This window comes from Citrobacter sp. Igbk 17 (assembly GCF_028069775.1).
In the GTDB taxonomy this organism is placed as follows: Bacteria; Pseudomonadota; Gammaproteobacteria; order Enterobacterales; family Enterobacteriaceae; genus Citrobacter.
Map to the genome: position 1 here is coordinate 20,743 of NZ_JANEWI010000052.1, position 6,365 is coordinate 27,107.

Here is a 6,365-nt window from a genome sequence, read left to right on the forward strand (position 1 = left end):
AGCCGATATGAGTCAACGTGGTCTGGAAGCGCTACTGCGACCGAAATCCATTGCCGTGATTGGGGCATCAATGAAGCCCAATCGAGCAGGATACCTGATGATGCGTAACCTGCTGGCAGGCGGGTTCAACGGCCCCGTTTTACCAGTGACCCCCGCCTGGAAAGCCGTGTTGGGCGTACTGGCCTGGCCCAATATTGGTAGCCTGCCTTTTTCTCCTGACCTGGCCATTTTGTGTACCAATGCCAGCCGTAATCTGGCGATACTGGAAGCACTGGGCGAGAAAGGCTGCAAAACCTGCATTATTCTCTCGGCTCCCGCGGCGCAGCATGCTGAACTGCTGGCCTGCGCATCACGCTATAAAATTCGTCTACTGGGCCCTAACAGTCTCGGGCTTCTGGCCCCCTGGCAGGGACTTAACGCCAGCTTCTCCCCCGTTCCGATTAAGCGCGGTAAGCTGGCTTTTATCTCTCAATCCGCCGCTGTATCCAATACCATACTCGACTGGGCACAGCAGAGAGAAATGGGCTTTTCTTACTTTATCGCACTGGGCGACAGCCTGGATATTGATGTTGATGAACTACTCGACTACCTGGCGCGCGACAGCAAAACCAGCGCAATATTGCTCTACCTCGAACATTTAAGCGATGCCCGGCGTTTTGTCTCCGCCGCGCGTAGCGCCTCGCGTAACAAACCTATTCTGGTGATTAAAAGTGGCCGTAGCCCCGCAGCACAGCGTTTACTGCATACCAGTTCCGGAATGGACCCAGCCTGGGATGCGGCGATTCAACGTGCTGGTTTATTGCGCGTACAGGACACTCATGAACTTTTCTCGGCGGTCGAAACCCTGAGCCACATGCGCCCACTACGTGGCGACAGACTGATGATCATCAGCAATGGGGCCGCTCCCGCGGCGCTGGCATTAGATGAACTGTGGTCGCGAAACGGTAAGCTGGCCGCGCTGAGTGAGGAAACCTGCCAGAAATTACGCGATGCCTTACCTGCTCACGTGGATATCGCCAACCCACTGGATCTGCGTGACGATGCCAGCAGCGAACACTACGTTAAGGCACTGGATATTTTACTCGCCAGTCAGGATTTTGACGCACTGATGGTCATTCACTCACCCAGTGCGGCAGCCCCCGGAACCGAGAGCGCACAGGCGCTAATTGAAGCCGTCAAACACCATCCGCGAGGTAAGTTCGTCTCCTTGCTGACCAACTGGTGCGGCGAGTTTTCATCCCAGGAAGCTCGCAGGTTGTTTAGTGAAGCCGGATTACCCACCTATCGTACGCCGGAAGGTACCATTACGGCCTTCATGCACATGGTCGAATATCGGCGTAACCAGAAGCAACTGCGAGAAACACCAGCCCTACCCGATAGCCTGACCGCCAACACCGCCGAGGCGCATAATCTGTTACAGCAGGCGATTGCTGAGGGAGCAACATCGCTGGATACCCATGAAGTACAGCCGATTTTGCAAGCCTATGGTTTACACACTTTACCAACCTGGATCGCCAGCGACAGTGCGGAAGCCGTACACATTGCAGAACAAATCGGTTACCCGGTAGCACTGAAGCTTCGCTCTCCTGATATCCCACATAAGTCAGAAGTTCAGGGGGTTATGTTGTACCTGCGTACGGCAACAGAAGTGCAGCAGGCTGCGAATGCGATTTTTGATCGGGTAAAAATGGCCTGGCCACAGGCACGCATCCACGGTTTGTTAGTACAAAGTATGGCTAACCGCGCCGGTGCTCAGGAGTTGCGCGTCGTCGTCGAACATGACCCTGTGTTTGGCCCACTGATTATGTTGGGTGAAGGCGGAGTTGAGTGGCGTCCTGAAGAACAAGCTGTTGTCGCATTGCCGCCACTCAACATGAACCTGGCGCGTTATCTGGTGATCCAGGGGATCAAAAACAAAAAGATCCGCGCTCGCAGCGCACTACGTCCACTGGATATCGCCGGGTTAAGCCAGCTTCTGGTGCAGGTCTCCAACCTGATCGTCGATTGTCCGGAAATTCAGCGCTTGGATATCCATCCTCTGCTGGCCTCTGCTGGGGAATTTACTGCCCTGGACGTCACACTGGATATTGCCCCTTTCACGGGCGATAACGAAAGCAGGCTGGCGGTACGCCCTTATCCCCATCAGCTTGAAGAGTGGGTCGAGATGAAGAATGGCGAGCGCTGTCTGTTCCGCCCTATTCTTCCGGAAGATGAACCCTATCTGCAGCAGTTCATTTCACAGGTGACGAAAGAAGATCTTTACTATCGCTACTTCAGCGAGATCAACGAATTCACCCATGAAGATTTAGCTAACATGACGCAGATCGACTACGATCGGGAAATGGCCTTTGTGGCCGTGCGTTGTCGTGATAACCACGAAGAGATCCTCGGCGTGACGCGGGCTATCTCCGATCCGGATAATATCGATGCGGAATTTGCCGTACTGGTTCGTTCAGACCTCAAAGGGCTGGGTTTAGGTCGTCGGTTGATGGAAAAATTGATTGCATACACGCGAGATCACGGACTTAGACGTTTAAATGGTATTACGATGCCAAACAATCGTGGGATGGTCGCCCTGGCCCGAAAACTCGGGTTTGATGTCGACGTCCAGCTCGAAGAGGGAATTGTTGGGCTAACGCTGAATCTGGCCCAATATGAGGAATCGTGAGTAAGGTACTGGAAATGTTGACCACATTCATGGGTACTGGTGGTATCATTGCCCGCTTATGTCGTCTGCAAAGCACAGAGGACCCTTCAATGAACAGAGAAGAAATGCACTGTGATGTTGTCAAAATTTAAGCGTAATAAACATCAACAACACCTTGCCCAACTACCTAAGATTTCTCAGTCAGTTGATGATGTAGATTTCTTTTATGCTCCCGCAAATTTCAGGGAGACTCTGCTGGAGAAAATAGCCAGCGCGACGCGACGGATCTGCATTATTGCGCTGTACCTGGAACAGGATGACGGCGGTAAAGGCATACTCGACGCGCTCTATGCGGCAAAGCGGCAGCGTCCTGAACTGGATATTCGGGTGCTTGTCGACTGGCATCGAGCCCAGCGTGGACGCATTGGTGTTGCGGCATCCAATACCAACGCTGACTGGTATTGCCGCATGGCGCAAGAAAACCCTGGTATCGATATCCCTGTCTACGGCGTGCCAATTAACACCCGCGAAGCGCTTGGTGTTCTGCATTTTAAAGGCTTTATCATTGATGATAGCGTCCTGTATAGCGGGGCCAGTCTGAACGATGTTTACTTACACCAACATGATAAATACCGCTATGACCGCTATCAGCTGATTCGCAACGCGAAGATGGCCGATATCATGTACGAGTGGGTTACGCAGAACCTGATGAATGGGCGCGGCGTTAATCGTCTTGATGATATCCATCGTCCTAAAAGTCCGGAAATTAAAAACGATATCCGCCTGTACCGTCAGGAATTGCGCGATGCCTCCTTCCATTTCCAGGGAGATGCGGATAATGAGCAACTGTCAGTCACGCCGCTGGTTGGGCTCGGTAAATCCAGTCTGTTAAATAAGACTATTTTCCACCTCATGCCCTGTGCGGAGCACAAACTCACCATTTGTACGCCTTATTTCAACCTGCCAGCCATCCTGGTACGCAATATCATTCAACTGCTGCGCGAAGGCAAAAAGGTCGAGATCATTGTCGGCGATAAAACGGCTAACGACTTTTTCATTCCGGAAGATGAACCCTTTAAGATCATCGGCGCGCTGCCCTATTTATATGAAATTAATCTGCGCCGTTTCCTGAGCCGGCTACAGTATTACGTGAATACCGATCAGCTCGTCGTACGCTTATGGAAAGACGATGACAACACCTATCATCTGAAAGGTATGTGGGTTGATGATAAATGGATGCTGCTCACCGGCAATAATCTTAACCCCCGCGCCTGGCGGCTGGATTTGGAAAATGCCATTCTTATCCATGATCCCCAGCAGGAACTGACTCCCCAGCGTGATAAAGAGCTGGAGCTTATCCGCACGCACACCACCGTCGTGAAACACTATCGCGACTTGCAAAGTATTGCTGACTATCCGGTGAAAGTGCGTAAGCTTATCCGTCGATTACGCCGTATTCGAATCGACAGATTAATCAGCCGTATTCTGTAATCAAAACCCCGTCCAGTGACGGGGTTTTTCCTATAGAGGTAACGGTGCGCCTGTGTATTCTTGCCAGTGTTTTGCTTCTTTCCGGTTGTAGTCACATGGCTAACGACAGCTGGAGTGGGCAAGACAAAGCTCAACACTTTATCGCCTCGGCCATGCTTGCCGCAGCGGGGAACGAGTATGCACAGCATCAGGGAAACAGCCGCGATCGTAGCGCAGCTATCGGTTTGATGTTCTCTGTCAGCCTTGGGGCATCAAAAGAGCTGTGGGACAGCCGCCCCGCTGGGAGCGGCTGGAGCTGGAAAGACTTTGCCTGGGATGTGGCGGGCGCATCAACCGGCTATGCCGTTTGGCAACTGGCACATCATTAGAGGCGTAAGCCTTTTCCCTTACTGTGTAACATCAGCGAAACCAGGAATGCGACCACCGCCATAGCAGTGACATACCAGAAGAATGACGTTTCCATGCCGACAGATTTTAGGGATAACGCGACATATTCAGCCGAACCCCCAAACAGGGCATTGGCTACCGCATACGATAATCCCACCCCCAACGCACGGACCTGCGCTGGAAACATCTCTGCCTTCAGTATCCCGCTGATGGAGGTATAGAAACTGACGATCAACAAGGCGCACATCACAAGGACAAATGCCACAAACGGAGAACTCACATTTTGCAGCGCAGACAGAATAGGTACAGTGAAAATCGTCGCCAGCGCACCAAAACATAGCATTGAAGTCCGTCGGCCTATTTTATCTGACAACGCACCGAACAGCGGTTGTACCAACATAAACACGCACAATGCGGCCGTCATAATGCCGCTGGCCACGTTGGCATGCATACCCGCCGTATTAACCAGATATTTCTGCATGTAGGTCGTAAACGTATAAAAACACAGAGAACCAGCAGCGGTAAAGCCAAGTACCATGACAAAGGCTTTGCGATTACGCCACAACCCTTTCAGAGACCCCGCTTCTTTCAACGCACGGACATCCTGTTTTGATGTTTCATCCAGTTGACGACGCAGCCACAATGCCACAATCGCCAATACAGCGCCCAGCGCAAACGGAATACGCCAGCCCCAGGCTCTGAGCGCAGAATCTTCCAGGGTTTGCTGTAATATGACCACAACCAGCAATGCCAGTAACTGCCCGCCGATTAATGTCACGTACTGGAATGAAGCATAAAAACCTTTCTTACCTTCAACGGCTACTTCACTCATGTAAGTCGCGCTAGTACCGTATTCCCCACCAACGGACAGCCCCTGGAATAATCTGGCCAGCAGTAATAGTGCGGGAGCCCAGGTGCCGATCGTCTCATATCCAGGCAGACAGGCGATCACCAGCGATCCCATGCACATCATGCAGACAGATAACAGCATGGACTTTTTACGTCCGTGTTTATCTGCAATACGACCAAAAAGCCATCCTCCGATTGGCCGCATCAGAAACCCTGCTGCGAAAACTCCGGCGGTTTGTAACAATTGAGTGGTGGTATTTCCGGAAGGAAAAAAGATGTGGGCAAAATAAAGGGAACAGAAAGAGTAGATATAGAAATCAAACCATTCAACCAGATTCCCTGACGATGCACCAACAATTGCCCATATACGACGCCGGGTGTCGCCATCTGCCAGCGCCCCGTTCTCAGTTACACTGCTATCAGCCATTAGAATTGTACCCCTGCCAGGATCTTATGAATCTATCAATGATGTTTTGCGTCTGTTTTAGTAAATTAAATGTTATATAGTTGTTATAATTTATTATGAGAGATAGATCACGATTTTAATTAGCAGGAAAAGGATTAAGAAATGTTCGAGGGAAGAGGGGCAGGTTGTCTGTCAGAAATAGTGTGAGCTTTTGTGGGCCAATACCTCATCCAACAAGGTGCCGCCGGGAATGCCTGATGCGCTGCGCTTATCAGGCCTACCTTGTGGTGCCGTTGTAGGCCGGATAAGGCGGGACGCCGCATCCGGCAAAATGCCATCGGGAGTGCCTGATGCGCTGCGCTTATCAGGCCTACAACATACATTCAGTCCGGTGCATCCGGCGGTTTCCACCCCGCACAGACGAAAAAAAGCCCATCCGGCAGGATGGGCTTCTTCACTTATTTGATGCCTGGCAGTTCCCTACTCTCGCATGGGGAGACCCCACACTACCATCGGCGCTACGGCGTTTCACTTCTGAGTTCGGCATGGGGTCAGGTGGGACCACCGCGCTACAGCCGCCAGGCA

General features: G+C 51.8%; 4 protein-coding genes and 1 rRNA gene. 3 read left to right on the forward strand and 2 right to left on the reverse strand.

The genetic code is table 11. The features are described 5' to 3' along the window. The first annotated feature begins 7 nt into the window (after window positions 1–7). From NNO08_RS21455 to NNO08_RS21470, 3 genes are all read left to right on the forward strand, one after another. Window positions 8–2,668, forward strand: coding sequence for a bifunctional acetate--CoA ligase family protein/GNAT family N-acetyltransferase (locus NNO08_RS21455; RefSeq protein ID WP_271457508.1), 2,661 nt, complete (start codon window positions 8–10; stop codon window positions 2,666–2,668). 114 nt (window positions 2,669–2,782) lie between these two features. Further along, window positions 2,783–4,138: a CDP-diacylglycerol--serine O-phosphatidyltransferase gene (gene pssA, locus NNO08_RS21465; RefSeq protein ID WP_271440707.1), complete on the forward strand. Its 1,356-nt coding sequence runs from the start codon at window positions 2,783–2,785 to the stop codon at window positions 4,136–4,138. 44 nt (window positions 4,139–4,182) lie between these two features. Then, the gene (locus NNO08_RS21470; RefSeq protein ID WP_137383478.1) at window positions 4,183–4,506 is read left to right on the forward strand and encodes a YfiM family lipoprotein; all 324 of its coding nucleotides are present in this window, start codon (window positions 4,183–4,185) and stop codon (window positions 4,504–4,506) included. Here the strand turns inward: NNO08_RS21470 and NNO08_RS21475 are convergent. Both NNO08_RS21475 and rrf read right to left on the reverse strand, forming a co-directional pair. Next, window positions 4,503–5,801 (reverse strand): MFS transporter, encoded by a 1,299-nt coding sequence (locus NNO08_RS21475; protein ID WP_271440654.1) that lies wholly within the window; start codon window positions 5,799–5,801, stop codon window positions 4,503–4,505. The genes NNO08_RS21470 and NNO08_RS21475 overlap by 4 nt on opposite strands. A 446-nt stretch (window positions 5,802–6,247) precedes the next feature. Further along, a 5S ribosomal RNA gene (rrf, locus tag NNO08_RS21480) occupies window positions 6,248–6,363 on the reverse strand. Window positions 6,364–6,365: the final 2 nt, after the last annotated feature.

Coding starts and splice junctions, on each gene's coding strand:
- pssA (WP_271440707.1), top strand. CDS start 2,783: ATGTTGTCAAAATTTAAGCGTAATAAACATCAACAACACCTTGCCCAA.
- NNO08_RS21455 (WP_271457508.1), top strand. CDS start 8: ATGAGTCAACGTGGTCTGGAAGCGCTACTGCGACCGAAATCCATTGCC.
- NNO08_RS21475 (WP_271440654.1), bottom strand. CDS start 5,801: ATGGCTGATAGCAGTGTAACTGAGAACGGGGCGCTGGCAGATGGCGAC.